Annotated in this window: 19 protein-coding genes; 10 read left to right on the top strand and 9 right to left on the bottom strand. The window is 67.9% G+C overall.

From position 1 onward, the window contains the following. The 8 genes from VD972_RS30830 to VD972_RS30795 form a co-directional block, all read right to left on the bottom strand. The coding region (locus tag VD972_RS30830; protein ID WP_324992357.1) for an AMIN domain-containing protein at positions 1 to 2,199 on the bottom strand (2,199 nt) is incomplete at its 3' end. 50 nt (positions 2,200 to 2,249) lie between these two features. Then, the gene (locus VD972_RS30825) at positions 2,250 to 2,798 is read right to left on the bottom strand and encodes a pilus assembly protein PilP (RefSeq protein WP_324992356.1); all 549 of its coding nucleotides are present in this window, start codon (positions 2,796 to 2,798) and stop codon (positions 2,250 to 2,252) included. A gap of 21 nt (positions 2,799 to 2,819) precedes the next feature. Beyond that, positions 2,820 to 3,449, bottom strand: coding sequence for a type 4a pilus biogenesis protein PilO (locus tag VD972_RS30820; protein ID WP_324992355.1), 630 nt, complete (start codon positions 3,447 to 3,449; stop codon positions 2,820 to 2,822). 16 nt (positions 3,450 to 3,465) lie between these two features. After that, the gene (locus VD972_RS30815) at positions 3,466 to 4,149 is read right to left on the bottom strand and encodes a PilN domain-containing protein (protein WP_324992354.1); all 684 of its coding nucleotides are present in this window, start codon (positions 4,147 to 4,149) and stop codon (positions 3,466 to 3,468) included. Between the two features lie 35 nt (positions 4,150 to 4,184). After that, on the bottom strand, positions 4,185 to 5,267 hold the full coding sequence (gene pilM / locus VD972_RS30810; protein ID WP_324992353.1) for a type IV pilus assembly protein PilM: 1,083 nt from the start codon (positions 5,265 to 5,267) through the stop codon (positions 4,185 to 4,187). A gap of 198 nt (positions 5,268 to 5,465) precedes the next feature. Further along, positions 5,466 to 6,872, bottom strand: a complete 1,407-nt coding sequence (locus VD972_RS30805) for a sigma-54 dependent transcriptional regulator (protein ID WP_324992352.1) — start codon at positions 6,870 to 6,872, stop codon at positions 5,466 to 5,468. A gap of 58 nt (positions 6,873 to 6,930) precedes the next feature. After that, on the bottom strand, positions 6,931 to 8,049 hold the full coding sequence (locus VD972_RS30800; RefSeq protein WP_324992351.1) for a sensor histidine kinase: 1,119 nt from the start codon (positions 8,047 to 8,049) through the stop codon (positions 6,931 to 6,933). Positions 8,050 to 8,068: 19 nt separating this feature from the next. Next, positions 8,069 to 9,088 (bottom strand): prepilin peptidase, encoded by a 1,020-nt coding sequence (locus tag VD972_RS30795; RefSeq protein ID WP_324992350.1) that lies wholly within the window; start codon positions 9,086 to 9,088, stop codon positions 8,069 to 8,071. A 250-nt stretch (positions 9,089 to 9,338) separates the two neighbouring features. Here VD972_RS30795 and VD972_RS30790 point away from each other — a divergent pair, with 250 nt between their 5' ends. The 10 genes from VD972_RS30790 to VD972_RS30745 all read left to right on the top strand — a co-directional run bounded on the left by VD972_RS30790 (position 9,339) and on the right by VD972_RS30745 (position 20,771). Further along, positions 9,339 to 9,989, top strand: a complete 651-nt coding sequence (locus VD972_RS30790; RefSeq protein ID WP_324992349.1) for a prepilin-type N-terminal cleavage/methylation domain-containing protein — start codon at positions 9,339 to 9,341, stop codon at positions 9,987 to 9,989. An 85-nt stretch (positions 9,990 to 10,074) separates the two neighbouring features. Next, complete coding sequence (locus VD972_RS30785) at positions 10,075 to 10,701, top strand: prepilin-type N-terminal cleavage/methylation domain-containing protein (protein ID WP_324992348.1); 627 nt, start codon at positions 10,075 to 10,077, stop codon at positions 10,699 to 10,701. An 84-nt stretch (positions 10,702 to 10,785) separates the two neighbouring features. Then, entirely contained in the window at positions 10,786 to 11,709 is a 924-nt protein-coding gene (locus tag VD972_RS30780) for a pilus assembly protein (RefSeq protein ID WP_324992347.1), read from the top strand. Continuing rightward, positions 11,706 to 12,677 (top strand): ABC transporter ATP-binding protein, encoded by a 972-nt coding sequence (locus tag VD972_RS30775; protein WP_324992346.1) that lies wholly within the window; start codon positions 11,706 to 11,708, stop codon positions 12,675 to 12,677. Before VD972_RS30780 ends, VD972_RS30775 begins: the two co-directional genes overlap by 4 nt. Continuing rightward, on the top strand, positions 12,677 to 13,444 hold the full coding sequence (locus VD972_RS30770) for an ABC transporter permease (protein WP_324992358.1): 768 nt from the start codon (positions 12,677 to 12,679) through the stop codon (positions 13,442 to 13,444). Before VD972_RS30775 ends, VD972_RS30770 begins: the two co-directional genes overlap by 1 nt. Before the next feature lie 27 nt (positions 13,445 to 13,471). Beyond that, a complete protein-coding gene (locus tag VD972_RS30765) occupies positions 13,472 to 14,728 on the top strand; it encodes a DEAD/DEAH box helicase (RefSeq protein ID WP_324992345.1) in 1,257 nt (418 codons plus the stop codon). Between the two features lie 88 nt (positions 14,729 to 14,816). Beyond that, on the top strand, positions 14,817 to 16,004 hold the full coding sequence (locus VD972_RS30760; RefSeq protein ID WP_324992344.1) for a diaminopimelate decarboxylase family protein: 1,188 nt from the start codon (positions 14,817 to 14,819) through the stop codon (positions 16,002 to 16,004). Then, the gene (locus tag VD972_RS30755; RefSeq protein ID WP_324992343.1) at positions 16,001 to 17,755 is read left to right on the top strand and encodes an asparagine synthetase B family protein; all 1,755 of its coding nucleotides are present in this window, start codon (positions 16,001 to 16,003) and stop codon (positions 17,753 to 17,755) included. The genes VD972_RS30760 and VD972_RS30755 overlap by 4 nt, the downstream gene beginning before the upstream one ends. Continuing rightward, positions 17,752 to 19,020: a hypothetical protein gene (locus VD972_RS30750; protein WP_324992342.1), complete on the top strand. Its 1,269-nt coding sequence runs from the start codon at positions 17,752 to 17,754 to the stop codon at positions 19,018 to 19,020. The genes VD972_RS30755 and VD972_RS30750 overlap by 4 nt, the downstream gene beginning before the upstream one ends. 95 nt (positions 19,021 to 19,115) lie before the next feature. Then, complete coding sequence (locus VD972_RS30745) at positions 19,116 to 20,771, top strand: asparagine synthetase B family protein (protein ID WP_324992341.1); 1,656 nt, start codon at positions 19,116 to 19,118, stop codon at positions 20,769 to 20,771. A gap of 14 nt (positions 20,772 to 20,785) precedes the next feature. On the opposite strand, the gene VD972_RS30740 is transcribed toward VD972_RS30745, so the two are convergent. Then, positions 20,786 to 21,585 (bottom strand): sigma 54-interacting transcriptional regulator (locus VD972_RS30740; protein ID WP_324992340.1); only part of this gene is annotated, 800 nt, incomplete at its 5' end.

The following is a 21,585-nucleotide window of genomic DNA, read 5'->3' as shown; positions in this document are numbered from 1 at the left end:
CGCCGAGTTCGGGAAGATCAGGCCCGTGGCGTTGCCCCGGGCCGCCGAGGCCTCCCCGCTGCCGCCCCACTGCACGCCGATCTGGCGGGAGAAGGACGTATTCGCCTCGACGATGCGGCTCTCGATGAGCACCTGCGGCGTCTGCGTGTCCAGGTTGCGCACCAGCGCCCGCACCTTCTCGATGTGGGAGCGCACGTCCTTCACGATGAGGACGTTGGTGCGAGTGTCCACCGTCACCGAGCCGCGATCGGAGAGGATGTCCTTCACACGCGCAGACATCTCCTGCGCCACGGCGTAGTTCACCGGGATCAGGTTGACGAGCAGATCCTCCTGCTGCTGGAGCGACTTCTTGCGCTCGGTGCGCAGCCGGGCCTCCTCCTCCAGCGTCTTCAGCGGGGCGATGCGGATGATGTTGCCCACCTCCTCCTTGCCCAGGTTCTTGGTACGAAGGATGAGGTCCAGCGCTTGATCCCAGGGAACGTTGCGCAGGCGGATCGTCACCTTGCCGCTCACGTCGTCGGCGACCACGATGTTCTTCTTCGAGATCTCCGCGATGACGCGCAGCAGGTTCTGGATGTCGATGTCCTTGAACTCGAAGGAGACGCGCTTGCCGCGGTAGCGGGCCTGCCGCGGAGCGCCCTCGGCGGCGTACGTCGGCGCCTCGGCGGTGAAGCCGGCGGTGCGCTGCGTGACGGCCACCTGCTCCGTCTTCACGCCCTGCACGGTGAGGTGCCAGCTCAGCGAGCCCCCACCCTGCGTCACCGACTCCTCGATGGCGCCGTCAGCGGCCACCACCACGCGCACGCGGTTGCCCTCACCGGGCACCGAGAAGGCGCTGATCATCTTCACCGGCGTATTCAGCGCGCTGGTGTCCAGGCTGCGCTCCAGCTTGCGCGGCAGCCGTGCGTTCTCCAGCGTCAGCACCGCGCTGCGCGGATCAGGGCGATCCACCTTCCAAGTGGCCGGACCGGACAGCTTGAGCTGCACCCGGCCGCCAGCGTCACCCTCGTCGAAGGAGAGCTCCTTGACGTCCACGAGCGCCGCCTGCGTCGCCGGAGCCACCTCGGCCGGCACGGGAGCCGGGCGCAGCGGCGCGTTCTCGGCCACCACCTCGCGCGGCTCGTCGGCGGGCGGAGCCTTGCGGGCCACCGCGGTCCCCAGCAGCACCTCGAGGCCACGCTCGGCGCGATCCACGCGGTAGGCCGGCATGCCGCCCGGGACATCGAGCACCAGCCGCACCTTCTCTGCGTGAGCGCCCACGCGCAGGCCCTTCAGCGTCTTGCCGCGGACGCGCGGCGCCTTGGCCGCCAGGTCCACGCCGTACACATCCACCGCCAGCCGCGGCGGATCCGCCAGCTCGAGCACCTCGTAGCGGGCGACCTCTCCGTCCGTGCGGACGGCCAGGGTGTCCCGATTGAAAGTGATGCCGGTGATGCGCTGGGCAGGCTGCGCCACCTCGCGCTCGTCCGCCTCGGCCGCCACGACGTTCTCGGGCAGGGCCTGCGCGGGAGCCTCCTGGGGCTCACCGGCCTCCACCACCACCGGGGCCGCCTGAGGCGCCGCGGACTGCGCCACCACCGGCGCAGGCGTGATGGGCGCGGCGGGCTTCACCGGCGCGGGCACAGGGGCCTTGGCGACGGCCGGAGCCTGCTCGATTGCGGGCGCCTTCTCGGCGACCGGCGCCTTCTCGGCAGCCGGAGCCTGGGCGATGGCCGGGGCCGGCTCCATCGCGGGTTTCTTCGCCTCGGCGGGCTTGCTCGCCTCGAGCCTGGCCGCTCCAGCCTCCGCCGCCGCGCCGTCCACCGAGATGATCACCCGGTTGCCGTCGGCGCGGACGTCGTACTGAGAGGCCTTGTCGAGCGCCACCAGCACCCGGCCCACGCTCGCGCGCTCGTCCGAGAACTGGGAGGCAACGATCCCTGTCACGGGACCGGTGCCTCCGTGGTGACCCTTGATGGCCGTGGCATCCGTGGACGAGAGGTCCACCACCAGCCGCTCCGGCCCGCTGAGCCGGAAGACCGTGAAGGTGGGCGGGCGAGTCCCCGAGACAACCACCTGGGTGCCTGAGCCTGTTGGGACGACCTGCAGATCCCTCAGCGTGTTGAGTTCAGCGCCGTCAGCCCTGGCGCCCACAAAGGCGACCGACAGCGCGGCCGCGACCACCCACTTGCCCCTCGTCACATCGCTCTTCCCGAGCATGCTACCCCTCTACAAGTTGGAATCGGGCGCGAGCAGCCGGCCCGACGGAGCTACTCCCAGTTCTTGCCCGTGGACAAGTCGTACAGCGATTCCCGCTTGTTCTCCGGTTTGAGCTGGAGGCTCACCGGATTGGGAATGTTCTTCCCTTCAGACGGGATGTACTCGGTCACCGTCACCGAGTCCCGAAGGATCTGTGTTACCCGGCCACCCTGCCGGCCCATGCGGGCGTTGCGGCGCACGACGTGCCCCCGCCCGAGTGGATCTTCCACCATGGCGATGGGGTTGGCGTCGCCGGTGACCACCGCCACCAGCTTGAGCTGATCCAGATCCCACGCGCACAGCGGCTCGCTGCACGAGGAGACCTGGGTGGTCGTGTTCGATCGCACCAGCTCCTCAAGCGGGCTGCGGAACGGATCCCGCTTGCCCACCGGGTTGTACGAATAGTTGACGGAGGATTCGACCGTCGCCTCCTTCTTCGGGGCTACGGTTGTCGCCGGCTTGGCAGGTGTTGGCCTGGGAGCCGCTGACTGCGAGCCCCCACAGGCCGCTACCGACAGGGCCAGCACTACCGTGGTCATCTTGAACTTGAGCGTCTTCATCCTCTGGATCCTCATCTCACCCTATTTCTTGGGCGGCGCAACTTTCTGGCCCGTTTGCTTCGCATCCTTCTGATCCTTCTGCTCGACGAACCGGAACGTCGTCGCCACGAAAGTGCTCTGAAGGACGACCTTCTCGTTCTTCACCGTGGGCTTGCCCAGGTCGATGCCGTTCACGTTCACGATGCGGCGCATGTTCGCGATCTCCTGCAGGAACATGGCGATCTCGTGGTAGTTGCCGCTCACGGTCATCTTGATGGGGATGCGAGCGAAGAACTCGCCGACGGCAGTCGACTCCTTGCCCGGCTCCACGCGCGCGATCTCCAGGCCGGACTTCTTGCCCACGTCGTTGATCTGCGCGAGCAGCTCGTCGATCTCCTTCTTCTCGGGCAGCTCGGTGAGCGCCTCGGCGAGCTTCTGCTCCAGCACGTCCATCTCGCGCCGGCGCTCGTTGAGGTTCTGGGCGATCTCGCTCTTCTCCGCCAGATCGATGTCCAGCTTCCGCCGCTGCTCCACCTGCTGCTTGATGCTGTCCTCCTTCGGCTGAATGAGGAGGAAGAAGTTGGCGACCGTGAGCGCCACGACTACGGCCGCGAGCCCGCCGTACTTCGCGCCAGCCGGGGCCTTAGCAATCTTGTCCAGGTACTGTTCCATGGCGTGCCAGGTCCTCTTAGATGGCGTAGTTGGACGACAGGTTGAGGTTGAAGTCGACGGTGGGGAAGCCGTTGGGGTCCGAGCCCGCCGGCTGCTTCTGCACCGCGTCCCTCAGCTCGATGTTGGTGAAGAAGGACTTGATGGAGGACACCGGGAACTCCTCGATGGCCGCGTCCGGGGTGAGCAGCTCCACGCGGGACGTCGGCGAGTCCTTGCGCGACTCCACCAGCCGGCCCATGCCCTTGGGTGTCCACACCATGTGGCCCAGGTTGCTCATGAACTCGGCGACCTCGTCGTGGCTGATGGCCGCGCCGCTGATCTTCATGCCGTTCTTTTCCTCGGTGAAGCCCTTGAGCCACAGCTTCTTGGGGATGGACAAGGCCATCGCGTCCATCATCTTCACCGGGCCCGAGCGGCCCTTGCGCAGGTTGTCCAGCACGCCGAGCTTCTTCTCCACCTCGGCCTTGCGGTCATTGATCTTGTCGACTTCGCCAATGACCTTCTTCAGCTCTTCGATCTTGGCCTGGACCTGGCGGATGGCGGCGGCGTTCTGGTTGAACTCATCGTTGCGGTTCGAGTACCACAGGTAGTTGCCCACGAACGCGCCCAGCAGGACGATGGCGAAGAGGACAAGGATCTGCTTGCCCATCTCCCGCTTCTTCGCCACCCGGACGGGCAGGAGGTTGATCCGGATCATCATATGCGTCGGTTCCTTGAGGCTTGAGGAGAGGGGTATCAGTTCAGCTTGTCACCAGGACGGCGAAGCGCCAGGCCCACGGCCACCGCGGCCATGGGCGCTACATCCATGATGAAGGCCGGGTCGAACTTGCGGTTGTCCACTTCGATCTTCCGGAAGGGGTTGAGGATCTCCACCGGCACGCCCACGCGCGTCTCGATCGTCTTGAACAGCGCGGGGATCTTCGCGGTTCCACCCGACAGGTAGACCTTGCTGAAGTTGGCGTCCGCGGCAGTGCCCGCGTAGAAGTCCAGCGAGCGCTGGATCTCGCCGGCCACCTGCTCGGCCACGCTGGTCAGCACGCGCTCCACGTCCTGGGGGACCACGGCGTCCGCGTCCTGGCGGTTGCCGCCGATCTTCAGCGCCTCCGCCTCCTCGTAGGAGACGTTGAGCTGCTTCTGGATCTCCTCGGTGAACTGGTTGCCGCCGATCGTCACGTCACGCGTGAAGACGGTGATGCCGTTGGAGATGATGTTGATGTTCACCACCGAGGCGCCCGCGTTGATGAGCACCACGGTCTCCTTGTCCGGCACGTCGTAGTTGGCGGCGAACATGTTCTGGACGGCGAACGCGTCCACGTCCACCACCACCGGCGACAGTCCGGCCTCGGAGACCACGGTGGTGTAGTCGTTGATCATGTCCTTCTTGGCGGCCACCAGCAGCACATCCATCTGCCCGGTGGCGTCGTTGGCGCCCGAGTCGAGGATCTGCGTGTCGATGTTCACGTCCTTGACGTCGAAGGGGATGTACTGCTCCGCCTCCCACTGGATGCTCTCCTCGAGCTCTTCCTGGCTCATGCGAGGCATCTGGATCTTCTTGATGATGACCGAGTGGCCGGAGACGCCGATAGCGACCTCCTTGCCCCTGATCTTCAGCTCGTTCATCAGCTCCTGCACCGCCTGGACGATCGCCGTGGAGTTCATCAGCGCGCCGTCGACGATGGCCTCCGGTGGCAGCGGCTTCATGCCGAAGCTCTGCAGCGCGTAGCCAACGTCGCCGCGCTTGCGCTGCTCCTTGAGGAGGATCATCTTCACCGAGGTCGATCCGATATCCAGACCGAGTGCCAGTTTGCCCTTCGCCATGCAGTTCTCCCGTGGAGAGGGCGCCAGCGTAACACCAGCGCGCAACCCCGCCTAAAAGTTGACCGGCGCCCGCTCGCTCCGCGACCGGTCGGGCACCCACTCCTGTGCCCTCGCCGCGCCCCTCGTAACGCCGCAGGCGCCGATTTTCTGGCGCCCAGCGCGCGCCGTCAAATCCCCACAATGTGCTCAGCCGGACGCCTAGCTGCCCTTCTCGGCCTCGGCGTCCGGATCAATTCCGTATTCCTTGATCTTGTACAGGAGCGCGCGATGGCTGATGTCCAGAACTTCAGCAGCTCGGGTGCGGTTGCCCCGGGTCCGGCGCAGGGCTGCGCGGATGTATGTCTCCTCCAGCTCCCGCATGGCGCGCTTGAGGGACAGATCGCTACCGGCCTGTTGCACGGGGGGGGAGCCAGCAGGCTGCGGGGACGCCGCCCACAGCCGCTCGGGCAGGTTGGAGGGCAGCACCTGGGGGCCATCCGACAGGAGCACGGCGCGCTCCATGGCGTTCTCCAGCTCGCGCACATTACCGGGCCAGGCGTAGGCGGACATGAGGGCCTCGGCCTCGGGGCTGAGGCCCTCCACTGGCGGCTCGCGGTTGAGCTGGCGGTTGAAGCGCAGGATGAAGGCGCGCGTCAGCAGGGGGATGTCCTCGCGGCGCTCTCTCAGCGGCGGCATCCTCAGATTGACCACGTTGAGGCGGTAGTAGAGGTCCTCTCGGAACTCACCGCGCTCCACCAGCTTGCCCAGATCCCGGAGCGTCGCGGCGATGACGCGCACGTCCACGCGCTCGGCGCGGCTCTCGCCCACGGGGCGGATCTCGCCCTCCTGGAGCACGCGCAGCAGCTTCACCTGCGCGGGCAGCGGCAGCTCACCCACCTCGTCCAGGAAGAGCGTGCCGCCGTCGGCCTCGCTGAAGAGGCCTCGCTTGGCGGTGCGCGCGTCCGTGAAGGCGCCCTTGGCATGACCGAACAGCTCGTTCTCAATGAGGCCCGCGGGGATGGCGCCGCAGTTGACGGCGACGAAGGCCTGCGAGGCCCTCGGTGAGCGCTCGTGCAGCGCCCGGGCGATGAGCTCCTTGCCCGTGCCGCTCTCCCCGGTGATGAGGACGGTGGTGTGCACCGGCGCAAGCCGATCCACCTGGCGCAGCACGGCCTTCAGGCCCTCGCTCTCCCCGAGGATTCGCTCGGGCGGAGGAGCCGACGCCGTCCGCAGTCGCCGGTTCTCGCGGACGAGCCGCTCGCGCTCCTCGGCCTTGCGGAGGACGAAGACGATCTCCTCCGGCTTGAAGGGCTTCTGGACGTAGTCATACGCGCCGGCCCCCACCGCCTCGAGCGCCTGCTCCTGCGAGCCATAGGCGCTCATCACCAGCACGGTGAGGCCTGGGTGCTCGGCGATGGCCTGACGCAGCACGGAGAGGCCGTCCCGCTTGGGCATGCGCACGTCACACAGCAGCACGTCGTAGCTGCGAGCGGCCAGCTCGCGGACGGCCTCTTCGCCGTCGGCTACGGCGCGGACCTCGTACCCGTGCTCGGTGAGCACCAGCGTGAGGACATGGCGGATCGAAGGCTCGTCATCAGCGACGAGGATGGAGCGGAAGGTGGGCATGGTCGCTCAGGACCTCATCATCCCCCAGGCCCCTGACGAAAGGGAGTTCCCATTCGCTTCACATGGCCACCAGGTGAAGACAGAAGCGCGCACCGCCCCCGGAGACATTCTCCGCCGTGAGCCGGCCTCCCATGCTCTGAGCCAGGTGCAGCGACACCGCGAGTCCCAGCCCCGTCCCCTTCCCTTCCTTGGTGGTGAAGAAGGGCTCGAAGAGGCGCGGCATCACCTCCGGGGGTATGCCCGGGCCGGTGTCCTGCACCTCCAGCCGCACCTCGCCACCCTCGCGCCGGGTGGAGACGCGCGCCCCGCCCTGCCCTCCCATGGCCTGCGCGGCGTTGAGCAGCAGGTTGATGACGATCTGCGAGAGTGGCCCGGCGTCCGCACGCGCCAGCAGCCCCGGCTCGAGCGCGAAGTCCACCTGTACCTGGGACAGCTCTGGCCCCGCGCGCACCAGCTTCACGCACGTCTCCACCACCTGGCTCACGTCCACCGGCGCCAGCGTGGCGGGCTTCGGGCGCCCCAGGTCCAGGAGCCCCCGGATGATGCCATCGATGCGGTGCACCTCGTGATCGATGCGCTCCAGGTACTCCTTCAGCTCGGGCGTGGGGGCCCGCATGCGCGCCAGCGAGAGGTAGCCGAGGATGCCCGCCAGCGGGTTGCCCACCTCGTGAGCCACGCCCGCGGCCAGCTTGCCCACCGTGGCCAGGCGCTCGGAGGACACCAGCTCCATCTGCGCCCGGGCCAGCCGCGCGTTGGCCTGCCGCAGCTCCGCGAGCTGCGAGCGCGTCAGGGCCTGCTCCCGGCGCAGCGCCTCCGCCATGCGGTTCAGTGCGCTCTGGATGCGCGACAGCAGGGGCCCGCCCTGGGACACCGGCGGCAGGTCCAGCTCGAGCCGCCCCAGCTGCTCCACCGCCAGCTCGGTGGCGCGCAGAGGGCGACCCACCGTCAGATCCAGCACGATGTACACCAGCACCGTCAGCACCAGCAGATCCAGCCCCAGCGCGAAGGGCAGGAAGCCGCGCACGCGCGCAAGCGCCTCAGCCTCGGGGCTGCCGGGCGCGGCGAGCCGGCGCGCCACGTCCAGCAGCTGGATGAGCACCGGCTGGAGTGTGAGCCACGAGAGCCCCGTGGAGAGCGAGCCCAGCAGGAAGGCCACGCTGGCAATGCGCCACTTCATCTCGCCAGGGCCTCGCCCCTCAAAGCGCGGCTCCCACCAGCAGTGCGAACGGGGAAGGCAGCACCTGCGCCAGCCACGGCCCCAGCAGCAGGATCTCCAGCCCCGCCAGCGCCAGCCACGGCCCGAAGGGGATGTTCGTCGTACCCGGTACCCAGTCGATCTCGTCGCCCTCCTCGTCCTTCGGCTCGTCCGGGATGGGCTGGAAGAGCAGGCACCAGGGCACCAGGAGCAACCGCTTCCCCAGCGGAAGCCCCGGCTTCGTGAACTCCCACGTCATGGTCAGCTCGGGCTCGGGCGGATCCTCCTTCGGCGTGCCCTTCTGCTCCGGCTGCGACTCCGCGCGCGGCCCCGCTCGGCCCGTGAGTGCAATCATCAGCACGCCCACCACGGCGCCCTGGAGGGAGGACAGGAAGAGGATGCCCAGCAGGGCCTTCCATGAGAGGAACGCCCCCAGCAGCGCCACCAGGTACTTGTCCCCGCCGCCGAGCGCCTCCTTCCGGAACAGCTTCCACCCCAGGTACTCCATCAAGCGGAAGGCCAGGAAACCCACCCCCGCTCCCAGAGCCGCACCCCAGAGATCGTCCATACCCCTGGGTACGGCCAGCACCATCCCGGCGAAGATCCCCGGGAGGGTGAGGGAGAAGGGCAGGATCCAGTGCTCCAGATCAATAAAGGTGAGCGGCACCAACAGCGTGACAAGCACCAGCCCGGAGACGAGCTCCCAGGTGAAGTCGAAGCGGCGCACGCACGCCAGGAAGAGCAGGCCGACGAGCAGCTCCACCAGCGGGTAGCGGATGGAGATGGGCGCCTTGCAGCTCCGGCAGCGGCCCCTCAACGCCAGCCACGAGATGAGCGGAATGTTCTCGTACCAGGCGAGCGTATGCCCACACTTCGGGCAGCGCGAGCGCGGCCGGACAATGCTTTCTCCGTGCGGAACACGGGCGATGACGACATTCAGGAAACTGCCGATGCACAGGCCCAGTACGAAGAGCCAGACAGTCAGCAGCGAAGAGAGAAAGGGCGGCCACTCCGTGTCCATCGGCCGCCGAGGCTACCTTCCAGCGCCCCCATTCGGTGCCCGAAAAAGTCGGTGGACGCTGGAAAGGGTGCCCAATTTCGTCTCTGGGTGCCAAAAATTGTCGATCGGGCCCTGTCCTGATCCCGACTCGCTCCCCCCCAGTCCAGAGGATCAGGCCACTTAGCAGATCTGGCGCAGATGGCCTTTCCCTTGCTAAGACAGGAACCGTTGTTCACCCCCAGTCCTCGCCGACTGTAAGGAGCAGCAGACCATGACCCAGAACCGTCGCAATCGTGGCTTTACCCTCATCGAGCTCATGATCGTGGTGGCGATCATCGGCATCCTCGCGGCCATCGCGATCCCGAACTTCATCCGCTTCCAGGCGCGCGCTCGCCAGTCCGAAGTGCACGGCAACCTGAAGAGCCTCTTCACCGGTCTGCGCACCCAGCAGCGCAAGCCGACCACGGTCGGTGCAAGCGATGGCACCATCCGGGCCACCGGCTTCTCCCCCGAGCGCGGCAACCGCTACAGCTATCACCTGGGTGCATGCGCTCTGTTCGAGGACCGCACCGGCCCGACTCCTAACCTGAACAACGAGGACACCTGCGTCGCCGCGGATCACTACCGCTTCCAGTGGACTGCGCCGGCCACGGGCCTGTTCGTTCCGATTCCTGCGGGCGGCACCTGGGCCAACGCCCACACTGACCAGACCTTCGCGCCTGGCGTGTACGGCGACGACGGCTTCTGGACCTTCCTGGCCTACGGCGCGGGCGACGTGGACAACGCTCCGGGTGACACGGCTGACAGCTGGTCCATCAGCTCCGCCGACGGCACGCTCGACTCCACCTGCCCCACGCAGACTGGCGTCCGCGTTGCGGCCGGTGAGCCGTTCAACAGCTGGAACGACGTGAACTGCGACTAATCGCCAGGCATCACAACATCCATACGAGACAGGCCAGGATGATGCTCAATCCTGGCCTGTTTCATTTCATGTGGGAGGCTCGTGCATGTCCAGGAAGAGCCCGCGGGGTTTTACCCTGATCGAGCTAATGATCGTGGTAGCGATCATCGGCATCCTGGCAGCTGTTGCCATTCCCAACTTCTTGCGGTTCCAGGCTCGCGCCCGGCAGGCCGAAGCAACCTCGAACCTCAAGGCCTTGTACACCGGCCTGCGGACCATGACTGAGCCGCCCTCTCAGATCCGCGTGCCAGGCTTCGCTCCAGAGCGTGGCAACCGCTACAGCTACCATATGGAGGACCCCTGCACGATCACCGAGGATCGCTCGGGTCCGGCCGCCTTGCGCCACGGCGATGACGAGTGTGTCGAGGCGGACTCGTTCCGATACCCGACGACTCGGCTCTACATCGTCCAGCTCCCTGGCGCGGGGAGCACGTGGAACTCCCCCAATCTCGCGGGCCCGGCACCAGGAATCTTCGGCACCACGACCTCATGGGACTTCCTCGCTTACGCCGCGGGGGATGTGGACAACACACAGGGTGATGGGGCCGACACCTGGCTGATGTCCTCCGCGGATGGCCAGGTGGTGCCCGCCTGCCCCAGCAGCGGAGCTGTCGGTCTGAGGGTCGCCTCGGGCGAGCCGTTCAACGTCTACAATGACGTGAACTGCGACTAGGCAGCCAGGCCCTCACGCCTCTGCCCTGGTTGAAACTCCTTGAGTCTTGCGTGAGCCGCATTTAGCGTTCAGCCTCTGGAAGCGATGAAGCCCCTCATCACACTGGTGCTGATGCTGACGGGTCTTGGAGCGGTGGCTGCCCTCTCAGAGCCTCCGCGCGAGCCACCTCGCGGTCCTTATCAAGCTCCCCTGTTACCCCGCATCGAGCTGCTCCGCGTCATTGGCGCCGGACAGCAGTCGCTCGTCGCGGACTACTACTGGCTCCAGGCCATCCAGGCCGCGGGGCGCGCCGGCAGCAGCCTGGAGGCCACACGCTACCTGGATCTGTTCTACTACGCGGACCTGGTCACGGACCTGGATCCCAAGTTCCACAAGGTCTACACCTTCTCCGGCACCGCCATCCCCACGAACCTCGGGCGTGAGACGTGGGTCAACACCGCGGAGGGGCGGAAGATCCTGGAGAAGGGCGTGAAGAACTTCCCCGAGGACTCCACACTGCGCCTGTACCTCGCCTACAACCTGAGCTACTTCTTCGGCGAGCACGCAGCCGCCACGGAGCACCTGCGCATCGCGGCCACGCTGCCCAATGTGAACCGGTTCGTGCCGGAGATCGCCACGCGAATGCTGGCGTACAATCGACACTTCGACGCCGCGCTCGCGCTGGTGGAGTCGTTCCGGGACAATGAGACGGACCCCGAGATGCGCCAGCGCTTCGAGGAGCGCATCCTGGAGATCCACCGCGAGCAGGCGCTCATCCAGGTCGATGACGCCATCTCCGCCTTCAAGAAGCGCGAGGGGCGACTGCCCCAGGCACTCTCCGAGCTGGTGGCCAAGGGCGACCTTCCTTCCATCCCCACGGATCCCATGGGCGGAGTCATCTATATCGGTGAGGATGGGCGAAGCGGCTCTACCTCCAGCTCGCTGCGCCTGGAGCCCATCGACCACCGCAAGAGAGTCCTCGAGCAGGAAAAGCAGCAGCGCCCCCAGGACGCACCGAACGCCCCATGAGCGCACCCATGACGTTAGCCATCGAGACCCGGGACCTGTCGAAGACGTACCGACTGGGGTTCTGGATGAACAAGCGGGTTCTGGCCCTCCAGAACCTCACCCTCTCCGTCGAGCCCGGACAGGTCTATGGGCTGCTCGGTCCCAACGGGGCCGGGAAGTCCACCACCATCAAGGTCCTGATGAACCTCGTCCAGGCGACGAGCGGCACAGCCCGCCTGTTCGGACATGCTCCCGAGTCGAAGGAGGCCCGCCGCAACGTGGGCTTCCTGCCGGAGAACCCCGCCCCGTACGAGTACCTCACGGGTGAGGAGTTCGTCCGGCTGGCTGGTCAGCTCGTGGGCCTGAGCGGCCAGGAGCTGGACCAGCGCGTGAAGGAGGTGCTGGGCGCGGTAGGCATGTCCCGCACCGCGGGCCTGCAGATCCGCCGCTACTCCAAGGGCATGGTGCAGCGCATCGGCCTGGCGCAGGCCATTGTCGGCAAGCCCCGGCTGCTCATCCTGGATGAGCCCACGAGCGGGCTGGATCCGGTGGGCCGGCGCGAGATCCGCGATCTCATCCTCCAGGAGCGCGAGCGCGGCACCACGGTGCTCTTCTGCACCCACATCATCCCGGACGTCGAGGCGCTGTGCACCCGCGTCGCGGTGCTCGTCAACGGCAAGCTGGCGCGAGAGGGCAGCGTGCAGGAGCTGCTCACCACGCAGGTGCCGGTGGTGGAGATCTCCGTGGAGGGAATGGCCGCAGAGGCGGTGCGCAACCTGGGCCACCCGCTCGAGCAGGTGCAGGATCTGTCCAACCGCCTGCTGGTCCGCGCCAAGGATGCCCACGTGCAGCCACTGCTCAAGAGCGTGCTGGACGCGGGCGGCCGTGTCACCAAGCTGCAGCCGGCCCGCTTCTCGCTGGAGGATCTGTTCCTCCAGGCGATGAGCGAGGCCAAGCATGGAACCGTCGGAGGAGAGATCTCGTCATGATGCGGCCGTTCCTCGCGCTCACCTTCAATGGCTTCCGGGAGGCTCGGCGCAACCGCGTCACCGTGGTGGTTGGTGCGTTCGCGTTTGGCCTGCTGGTGGCCTCCTCGCTGCTCACCAACCTGAGCATCTCCACCTTCGATCGCGTGCTCACGGACGTGGGCCTCGGGATCATGAGCATCGTGCTGGTGCTGCTGGCCGTCTTCCTGTCCAGCGGCATGCTGAGCCGGGAGATCGAGCGCAAGACGCTGTTCCTCATCGTCTCCAAGCCCATCTCCCGGTCCCAGTTCCTCATTGCCCGCTTCGCCGGCAACATGCTGACGCTGGCGGTGCTGCTGCTGGCCATGGGGGTGCTCTTCTTCATCCAGATTGGCATCTACGGCACGCTCTTCACCGAGGCCCAGTTCGTCGCCATCGGCATGCTCTTCTTCGAGCTGCTCATCCTCAGCAGCGTCGGCTTCGTGATGTCGAGCTTCTCCAGCCAGATGGTGTCGGCCACGGTGACGATCGGCGCGTACTTCGCCGGCCACCTGGGCGGAGACATCTATGAGATGTCGCGCAAGGCGGAGGAGCCCTTCCTGCAGTTGCTGGGCAAGGCCGTCTACTACGTGCTGCCCAACCTCTCACGGCTCAACTACCGCGTGCAGGCCACCTACGAGATCCCCACCCCTATGTCGGAGCTGCTGCCCTCCATACTCTACGCGGTGAGCTACTCAGCGGTGCTGATCGTCCTCGCGTCCTTCATCTTCTCGCGCCGCGACTTCAAGTAGGCGCGCGAGTCCGGCTCCCTCTACCCCGTGAGCCCCTCCTTCGCCCAGCTGGGTCTCTCGTCAGAAGCCCTGGAGGCCTTGCGCCGAGCGCGCTTCGCGCACCCCACTCCCATCCAGGCTCGGGCCATTCCGCCCGCCCTCGCCGGCAAGGACGTCATCGGCTGTGCCGCGACCGGCACTGGCAAGACCGCCGCGTACGTCCTGCCCCTGGTGGAGCGCTTCGCGGGAAGGAAGGGCCAGCTCGGGCTGATCCTCGCGCCCACCCGCGAGCTGGTGCTGCAGATCGCCGAGCCCGTGCGCTTCTTCGCCGAGCCACGCGGCCTCACGCACGCTGTCGTCATCGGCGGCGAGGACATGTCGGCCCAGGTGGAGGCGCTGAAGCAGCGGCCCTCTTTCGTGCTCGCCACCCCGGGACGGCTGGTGGACCTGCTGGAAGCAGGGGCCGCCACGTTCCCGCGGCTGGAGAGCCTGGTGCTCGATGAGGCGGACCGGATGCTCGACATGGGGTTCCTCCCTCAGATCGAGCGCATCCTCGCCGCCCTGCCCCAACGCCGGCAGACGCTCCTGTTCTCCGCCACTCTGGGCCCGGATGTGAGCCGCTTCGCCCGCGAGCAGCTCCGAGCCCCGATCCGTGTGGAGGTGACTCGCAGCGGCACTCCCGCCGAGCGTGCAAAGCAGCAGCTGTACCGGGTCACTCCGGAGGAGAAGTCACCGCTGCTGCTCACGCTGCTGGCGCGCGATGAGGCCACGGCTCTCATCTTCACCCGGACGAAGGAGCGCGCGGACAAGGTGCACCAGGCACTGCAGCGGGCGGGCTACCGGTGCGGTGTGCTGCACGCGGACCGCACGCAGAACCAGCGCAAGGAGGCGATGGAGGGGTTCCGCAAGGGCACCTACCGCTGCCTCGTGGCCACAGACATTGCGGCGCGCGGGCTGGATGTGGAGGACGTGGGGCACGTCATCAACTACGACCTGCCCCATGCGCCCGAGGACTACGTGCACCGCATCGGCCGTACCGCGCGCGTCGAGGCGAGCGGGGTGGCGTCCACGTTCGCCACCGCGAGAGACGATCAGGTGATCGCGCGCATCGAGCACATCATGCGCGCGAAGATCCCCCGTGTCCCCGTGCCCCGCGAGGACGCCGTCTTCCTGGAGGCGTGGGAGCGGCTCCGCGCCTCGCAGCGCGATCCAGGCCCGCCCCAGAAGGACCACAAAGTCTCGCAGCGTCCCTCGGAGAAGGAGCCTGGCCGGCACGCGCGAACGCACAAGCGGCGCCCCGGATAGAAAGGAAGCTCCTCAGACGGAGCTGCCTTGCGTGGCCCCCAGCCGCGCCGATACTGTCCACCGTCACGCCGAGACCGGAGATCCTGTGATGAGCGTCCGAGAGCCGACGGCGGACCGCGCCGCGCTCCTGGTAGAGAAGCACGGCAGTCCGCTCTACGTGTACGACGCCGAGCGCGTGCGTGCCGCCTACCGGGACTTCACCGCGGCCTTTCCCTACTCGCCCGTCGACTTCCACTACGCCATCGTCTGCAACAAGAACCGTCACCTGGTGCGCCTGCTGTATGCGATGGGCGCGGGGATCCACGCCAACACCCCCGGTGACGCCTTCGCCGCGCTCAACGCAGGTGTCCCCGCGCACCGGATCCTCTACAGCGGGACGAACCTCGACGCGGCGGATCTGGACTTCCTCATCGGCCACCGCATCCGCCTCAACCTGGACTCGGTCGACCAGCTCCGGGACTTCGCCCAGCGCAGCCCTGGTGGGGCGGTGGGCCTGCGCCTCCTCGTGGACGATCCCTCCCGCCCCAACCGCATCGGCGTCGACCCGGAAGAGCTCCCCGAGGCCCTCGCCATCGCGCGTGCGGCCGGTGTCCGCCTCATCGGCCTCCACATCTACGCGGGCACCAACAATCGCTCCCTGGCGCGGTTCCTCGCCTGCTTCGACCGGATGCTCGCCGCCTCGGAGCTCCTGCCGGATCTGGAGGAGCTCGACGCGGGCGGCGGCTTCGGCGTGCCCTACCGAGAGGGCCAGGAGCCCCTGGATCTCCCCACCCTGGGCCGCGAGGTGGCACGCCGGATGGAAGAGCTCTCGGCGCGCCGCGGCCGGCGGATCCGCCTGATCATCGAGCCCGGGCGGGTGCTGGTCGCCGAGGCGGGCTCCCTGCTCGTCAAGGTCATCTCGGTGAAGGAGCGCGGCGGGCGGCGCTATGTCGGTGTGGACACCACGGTGGGCAACGTCGTCGTGGAGAGCGTCTACTACCCTCACCATCGCGTCGAGGCGGTAGAGCCCCAAGGCTCCGTGCTCGAGATCCCCACGGATGTCTGTGGCAACACGACCCACTCTCGGGACTTCCTCGCGCGCAACTGCCAGCTTCCGCCGCTCGCTCCCGGTGACCTCCTCGCCCTGCGCGACGTAGGCGCCTACGGCTATGCCATGTCGAGCCACTTCCTGAACCGCCCCCGGCCCGCTGAAGTGGTGATCGATCAGGGCCAGGACTTCCTCACCACACGCCGCGAGACCTTCGCGGACCTCCTTGCCACTCAGGTGGACGCATGAGCGGAATCTGTGGCTATGTCGGAGACGCCTCCCCCGAGATCCTCACCGCGATGCTCGCCGCGATCGACTACCGCGGCGATCGCACGGACACCGCGCACGCCCCAGGTGTGGGGCTCGGCTACCGCTGGTGGGGCGGCCGCCCAGGCAAGTCCGCCTCCATCTTCCGCCAGGGCCCCCACCTCCTCGCCTGCGCCGGGACGCTCGCCCCGCCCGCAGCCTCGCCCGCGGAGGCCCTCCTGACGCGGCTCTCCACGGGTGGCTCCGCGCTCGATGACCTGGACGGTGCCTTCGCCTGCGCCTGGTGGGATGGCGAGCGGCGGCGGCTGACCCTGGCACGCGATCCCTTCGGCGTCCGCTCGCTCTACTACACGGTCCAGGGAGGCGTGCTGTACTTCGCCAGCGAGCTGAAGCAGCTCCTCGCCGTTCCGGGCTTCGAGGCTGCCCTGGATCCGGCCGCCATCCACAAGTATCTCACCTTCTCCTTTGTCCCCGGCGCAGACGTGCCCCTGCGTGGCGTGAAGCGCCTGCTGCCAGGCCACCTTGGTGTCTTCGAGAGCGGCCAGCTCGCCTCCACGCCCTACTTCACCCTGCGCGAGCAGCTCGATCCCTCGCTCGAGGACCAGCCCACGGCGGTGCGGCGTGTGCGCGCCCTCTGCCGGAAGGCCGTGGAGCGGCGGCTCAATGGCGAGCCCGAGGTGGCCCTCTACCTCTCGGGCGGCATCGACTCCTCGGGCGTGGCCGTCTGGCTCAAGGAGGCAGGCGTCAAGATCCAGGCCTTCAGCCTCGACTTCGGCGATCGGAGCATCGAGCGCGAGCAGGCCGAGCAAGTGGCTCGGATGCTGGAGATCCCTCTCACCTGGGTGAAGTCCACGGGTGAAGAGGTGGGGCCGGCGCTGATGGACCTCGTCTGGAAGCTGGACCTGCCGTTCGGCGACGCGGTCACCGGGCCGCAGTTCCTCCTCGGGCGGGCCGCGCGTCAGGCGGGCTTCTCGGCCGTCTTCAACGGCGAGGGCGGCGATCAGCTCTTCGGTGGGTGGACCTCGAAGCCCATGGTGGCCGCCGAGGTCTTCGGTGGCCTGTACGAGGACTCTCCCGAGGAGCCGGAGGAGATCTACCTGCGCTCGTACCACCGCTTCTACGGGCTGGAGGACTCGCTCTACACCCCGGAGTTCCGCGCACAGGTCGGCGGACCCGGTCAGCGGCGCGCGCTCCTGCGGCCCTACCTGGGCAGCCAGGAGATCCCCCACTTCCTGAACCGGGTCCGGTTGGCGGACATCGCCCTCAAGGGCTCGCAGAACATCCTCCCTCGCGCAGAGCGGATCGCCAATGCATGGGCGCTCGACATGCGGGTGCCGCTCTTCGATCGCGAGCTGGCCACCGCGTCCTTCGCCCTGCCGCCGCAGCTCAAGCTCCATGGCGCCTGCGAGAAGTACGTCCTCAAGCTGGCGCTCCAGAACAAGCTCCCGGACGACATCGTCTGGCGGCGGAAGTTCGGCATGAGTGTCCCCTCCACGGACTGGGTGCTGGGCCCGCTCGCGCCGCTCATGGAGGACCTGCTCGGGCCCTCGGCGGTGCGGAAGCGCGGCATGTTCCGCGAGGACTACATCTCGCGCCTGCGCCAGGGCCAGGACCAGGCGGATGAGACACGGCGCCGGCGCATCGGCGAGAAGCTGTGGGCGCTCGCCATGCTGGAGGCCTGGATGAGGGTCTTCGTGGATGGACACGGGCGCCGTCCGGGAGGTGCGGCATGATCTGCATCCGTTGCCAGGCGGACTCGACGTACCCCGAGCGCAAGGACACCAAGAGCTGCAAGCAGTGCAATGGCCGGTTCGCCTTCGAGCCGCGTGAGAACGATCCCTTCACCGACGTGGCCTTCCAGAAGGCGATTGACAGCGTGTCCGCTGGTGGTCAGGTGAAGTGGGGGGTCGAGCACCTCTACTACGAGATCTGCCGCAGGAAGAAGAGCATCGCCGCCAAGGCCAAAGCCTCCATCACGGCCCTGGTCTTTGGAATCATCGTGAGCGTCATCGCCCTCGAGCTGTCGCGCTCCCTGCTCCCGTTCCTCATTCCCGTGCCCATCGTGCTCTGCTTTCTCGCCTACATGATGGTGGGGGCGCGCATGTTTCCCCGGGGTGACTTCGAGCGACTGTGGGATCGCTGGGGGAGTGTCCACGGCAAGCCCAAGGGCTTGATCGCCCGAAAGCCCCAGGAGGCGAAGCCAGCACGGACCGCGGAGCCCGACATTGGCGACTACTCCTTTGACCGGGCGGTCGTCTGCGATCGCGCCCGCACGGTGGACCTGCTGCTGGCCAACAACTTCCACTTCGAGAACAACTGCGCGGTCCTCTCCATCGGGGGCTACCCGCAGCAGGCCTTCGAGACCGTGCGGCGCATGCTCCGGCGCAACCCGCGGCTCGAGGTGTTCGTGCTCCATGACATCACCGTGGAGGGGTGCCGGCTCGCCCACCGCCTCGCGACCGATCCCGAGTGGTTCAAGGGCACGGGCGTCCGGATCGTGGACGTGGGACTTCGGCCGGCTCACGCCAGGCCCTTCGAGAAGCTGCTCCTGCCCGCCGATCGGCCCGTGCCCTCCGGCGGGGGCCTCTCCGCCGAGGAGGCCCGGTGGCTCTCGAAGCACACGCTGGAGCTGGCCGTCATCCGTCCCGAGCAGGTGGTGAAGCGGCTCTTCCGCGCCATGAGCAAGACTCCCCAGGTCGCCCGTGCTCCCGCAGCCTCGCTCAGGGGCAGAGACACCCAGGGCCGCCTGCCTGGGGGGGCTGGGAGGGCCGCCGCTGCAGGCGCCGCGGGGGCCGCTGTCATGGCCTCCACAGCCGCCATGGCCGGGCCCCAGGATCCCGCGGAGCTGGAGCGGCAGAAGAAGAAGCAGGCCGACACGGGTGGAGGAGATGGAGGCGGAGGTGGCGGCGGAGATTCCGGCTCCTCCTGGGAGGTTGACAGCGACTCCTTCTCCGCCGACGCCGACGCCTCGGACGGCGGCGCGGATAGCTTCGGGTAGTCATGGAGGAACCGCGGTTGCTCAAGCCAGAGCCGGGGCCACCGTTCGGGACGGGCGTGGCCCGCCGACGTCCCTCTGGACGCGTAGGAGGGCTCGTGCTCGCGGCCCCCGCCCCGGAGCAGACCCGGAGTGCCTCTGGAGCGCTCGCGCGGGCCCTGGGACCTGGCGCCCAGCTGATTGCCCCTGAGCACGGCACCACACTCGTCGTGGACTGGGACGCGTGCTGGCTGGAGGGACGGCGCATCGAGGAGCTCTCCCAGTGGCGCGCCCTCGTGGCAGCAGGCCGTCTGGGGGAGGTGAACGGAGCATTTGCCCTCGCCTGGATCGCGGAGGGTGAGGTCCGGCTCACACGGGACGCCATCGGCGAGCGGACGCTCTACTACGCGAAGGTGCCCCAGGGGTGGATCTTCGCCTCGACGATCCATGCACTGCTCGCCAGCGGGCTCGTCCCCCGTGAGCTCAACCTGCGCGGCGTCGCTGCGTACCTCAGCTATGCCTACCTCCCAGGCGAGGAGACGCTCGTGGAGGGGGTCCTGGAGGTGCTGCCCGGCGAGGTGGTGCACCTGCCGCGCGGAGGAGGCCCGACCCGCCGCATGCCGTTCTGGTCCGTGCCCCCGGAGGTGGACACCAGCGCGCCCCTCCCACCCGAGGGAGAGGAGGCGCTGCGCCAGCACCTGCGCACGGAGCTGGAAGGTGCGGTCCTGCGCAGACTGCCTTCGGGAGAGAAGGTGGGAGCCTTCCTCTCCGGAGGGCTCGACTCCAGCCTGGTCGTCGCACTGGCGAAGCGGCTCCACGATCAAGAGGTCATCACCTGGTCGGTCTCGTTCGGCCCGGAGTACCGGAACGAGCTGCCGTTCAGCTCCCTCGTGGCACAGCACTGCCGCACCCACCACCGGATCGTCGAGCTGTCACCGCGGGTGATCCTCGCCCACCTGGACGAGACGATCGCGCTGCACTCGGACCCCATCGGTGATCCGCTCACCGTCCCCAACGCCCTGCTCTTCCGTGAGGCGAGCGCCGAGGTGGGCGTAGTGCTCAACGGCGAGGGGGGCGATCCCTGCTTCGGTGGACCGAAGAACCTCCCCATGCTGCTGGCGGAGCTCTATGGAGGCGTGGCAGGCACGGAAGACGAGTCACTCGCGCGGGAGCGCAGCTACCTGCGCGCCCACCTGAAGTGCTTCGATGACTTCGAGCTCGCGCTCTCGCCGAAGATGAAGGAGGCGGTCGCAGCCCGGCCGCTCGAGGCCTCGCTGGCGCCCCTCTTCGCCAATCCGCGCTGGAAGACGATCGTCGGCAAGCTGATGGCCCTCAACCTGTTCCTCAAGGGCGCCCACCACATCCTCCACAAGGTGGACGAGGTCAGCGCCCCCTTCGGCATGCTCGCGCGTGCACCCCTGTTCGATCAGCGGGTGGCGGAGGTGGCCTTCAACGCGCCGCCGCAGCTCAAGCTGAAGGGCTCCGTGGAGAAGTACCTGCTCAAGCGCGCCGTGGAGGATGTCCTGCCGCGCGAGATCATCGAGCGGCCCAAGAGCGGGATGCTCGTCCCGGTGGAGGGCTGGTTCCAGGACCCACTGCTGCCGGAGGCACGCACGCGGCTCCTGGACGGGCTCAGCCGGTGGGAGCTGTTCGACCGCAAGTGGTTGGAGCGGCTGCTCTCCGGCAAGCTGGGCGGACTGCGCCCTCGCCATGGGGTGAAGATCTGGCTCCTCATCACCCTGGAGGCCTGGCTGCGCACGGTCCTTGCCCGGTAGGGTGACTCCACGCGCTACGCCGAGCCGGGCTCGCTCCCATCCTCCCCGAGGCCGTGCTTGGCAGCCCGGTAGCGAAAGGAGCGGAAGCTCAGTCCCAGCAGCTCCGCCGCGCGCGTCTTCACGCCTCCGGCCCGCTGAAGCGCAGCCAGCAGGTACCTCCGCTCCGCATCGTCCAGGTAGCGCTCGAGCGAGAAGCCCGCCGGCAGCTCCACGGCCCCCGCAGCCTGCTGCTCCGGCTCACGCTCGCCGCGCAGCGCGGACGGGAGCGTGTCCGGGCCGAGCACATCCACGTCCGCCAGCGTGGCGGCGCGCTCCACGATGTTCTGCAGCTGGCGCACATTGCCCGGGAAGGGGTAGCGCTCGAGGACCTCGATCGCCTCCCCAGAGAAGTCCAGGTTGGGCCGCCCCAGCTCCTCCCGCATCTGCGCGAGGAAGTGGCGCGCTAGCAGGGGAATGTCTCCCGTGCGCTCACGCAGCGGCGGCAGATCCACGGTGATGACATTGAGGCGGTAGAGCAGATCCTCGCGGAAGCGCCCGGCCTTCACCTCCACCTCCAGCCGCTTGTTGGTGGCGGCCACCACGCGCGCATGGAAGGGCACCTCGGTGGAGCTGCCCACCGGCTTCACCCGCCGCTCCTGGAGCACGCGCAGCAGCTTCACCTGCGTGGACATCGGCACCTCGCCGATCTCGTCCAGGAACACCGTCCCCTCCCCTGCCGAGACGAGGATGCCTGAGCGATCCGCCTGCGCACCCGTGAAGGAGCCCTTCACGTGGCCGAACAGCTCGCTCTCCAGGACGCCCTCGTTGAGCGCCG

The sequence above is a fragment of the Hyalangium sp. genome, assembly GCF_035629615.1.
Classification (GTDB): domain Bacteria; phylum Myxococcota; class Myxococcia; order Myxococcales; family Myxococcaceae; genus Hyalangium.
This window is presented reverse-complemented; position numbering and strand designations above follow the sequence as displayed.

Excerpts from the sequence above, each read along its gene's own strand:
- VD972_RS30795 (WP_324992350.1), bottom strand. The coding sequence starts at position 9,088 with ATGGACACGGAGTGGCCGCCCTTTCTCTCTTCGCTGCTGACTGTCTGG.
- VD972_RS30770 (WP_324992358.1), top strand. The coding sequence starts at position 12,677 with ATGCGGCCGTTCCTCGCGCTCACCTTCAATGGCTTCCGGGAGGCTCGG.
- VD972_RS30825 (WP_324992356.1), bottom strand. The coding sequence starts at position 2,798 with ATGAAGACGCTCAAGTTCAAGATGACCACGGTAGTGCTGGCCCTGTCG.
- VD972_RS30755 (WP_324992343.1), top strand. The coding sequence starts at position 16,001 with ATGAGCGGAATCTGTGGCTATGTCGGAGACGCCTCCCCCGAGATCCTC.
- VD972_RS30780 (WP_324992347.1), top strand. The coding sequence starts at position 10,786 with ATGAAGCCCCTCATCACACTGGTGCTGATGCTGACGGGTCTTGGAGCG.
- VD972_RS30790 (WP_324992349.1), top strand. The coding sequence starts at position 9,339 with ATGACCCAGAACCGTCGCAATCGTGGCTTTACCCTCATCGAGCTCATG.
- VD972_RS30760 (WP_324992344.1), top strand. The coding sequence starts at position 14,817 with ATGAGCGTCCGAGAGCCGACGGCGGACCGCGCCGCGCTCCTGGTAGAG.
- VD972_RS30785 (WP_324992348.1), top strand. The coding sequence starts at position 10,075 with ATGTCCAGGAAGAGCCCGCGGGGTTTTACCCTGATCGAGCTAATGATC.
- VD972_RS30750 (WP_324992342.1), top strand. The coding sequence starts at position 17,752 with ATGATCTGCATCCGTTGCCAGGCGGACTCGACGTACCCCGAGCGCAAG.
- pilM (WP_324992353.1), bottom strand. The coding sequence starts at position 5,267 with ATGGCGAAGGGCAAACTGGCACTCGGTCTGGATATCGGATCGACCTCG.
- VD972_RS30775 (WP_324992346.1), top strand. The coding sequence starts at position 11,706 with ATGAGCGCACCCATGACGTTAGCCATCGAGACCCGGGACCTGTCGAAG.
- VD972_RS30815 (WP_324992354.1), bottom strand. The coding sequence starts at position 4,149 with ATGATGATCCGGATCAACCTCCTGCCCGTCCGGGTGGCGAAGAAGCGG.
- VD972_RS30800 (WP_324992351.1), bottom strand. The coding sequence starts at position 8,049 with ATGAAGTGGCGCATTGCCAGCGTGGCCTTCCTGCTGGGCTCGCTCTCC.
- VD972_RS30820 (WP_324992355.1), bottom strand. The coding sequence starts at position 3,449 with ATGGAACAGTACCTGGACAAGATTGCTAAGGCCCCGGCTGGCGCGAAG.
- VD972_RS30805 (WP_324992352.1), bottom strand. The coding sequence starts at position 6,872 with ATGCCCACCTTCCGCTCCATCCTCGTCGCTGATGACGAGCCTTCGATC.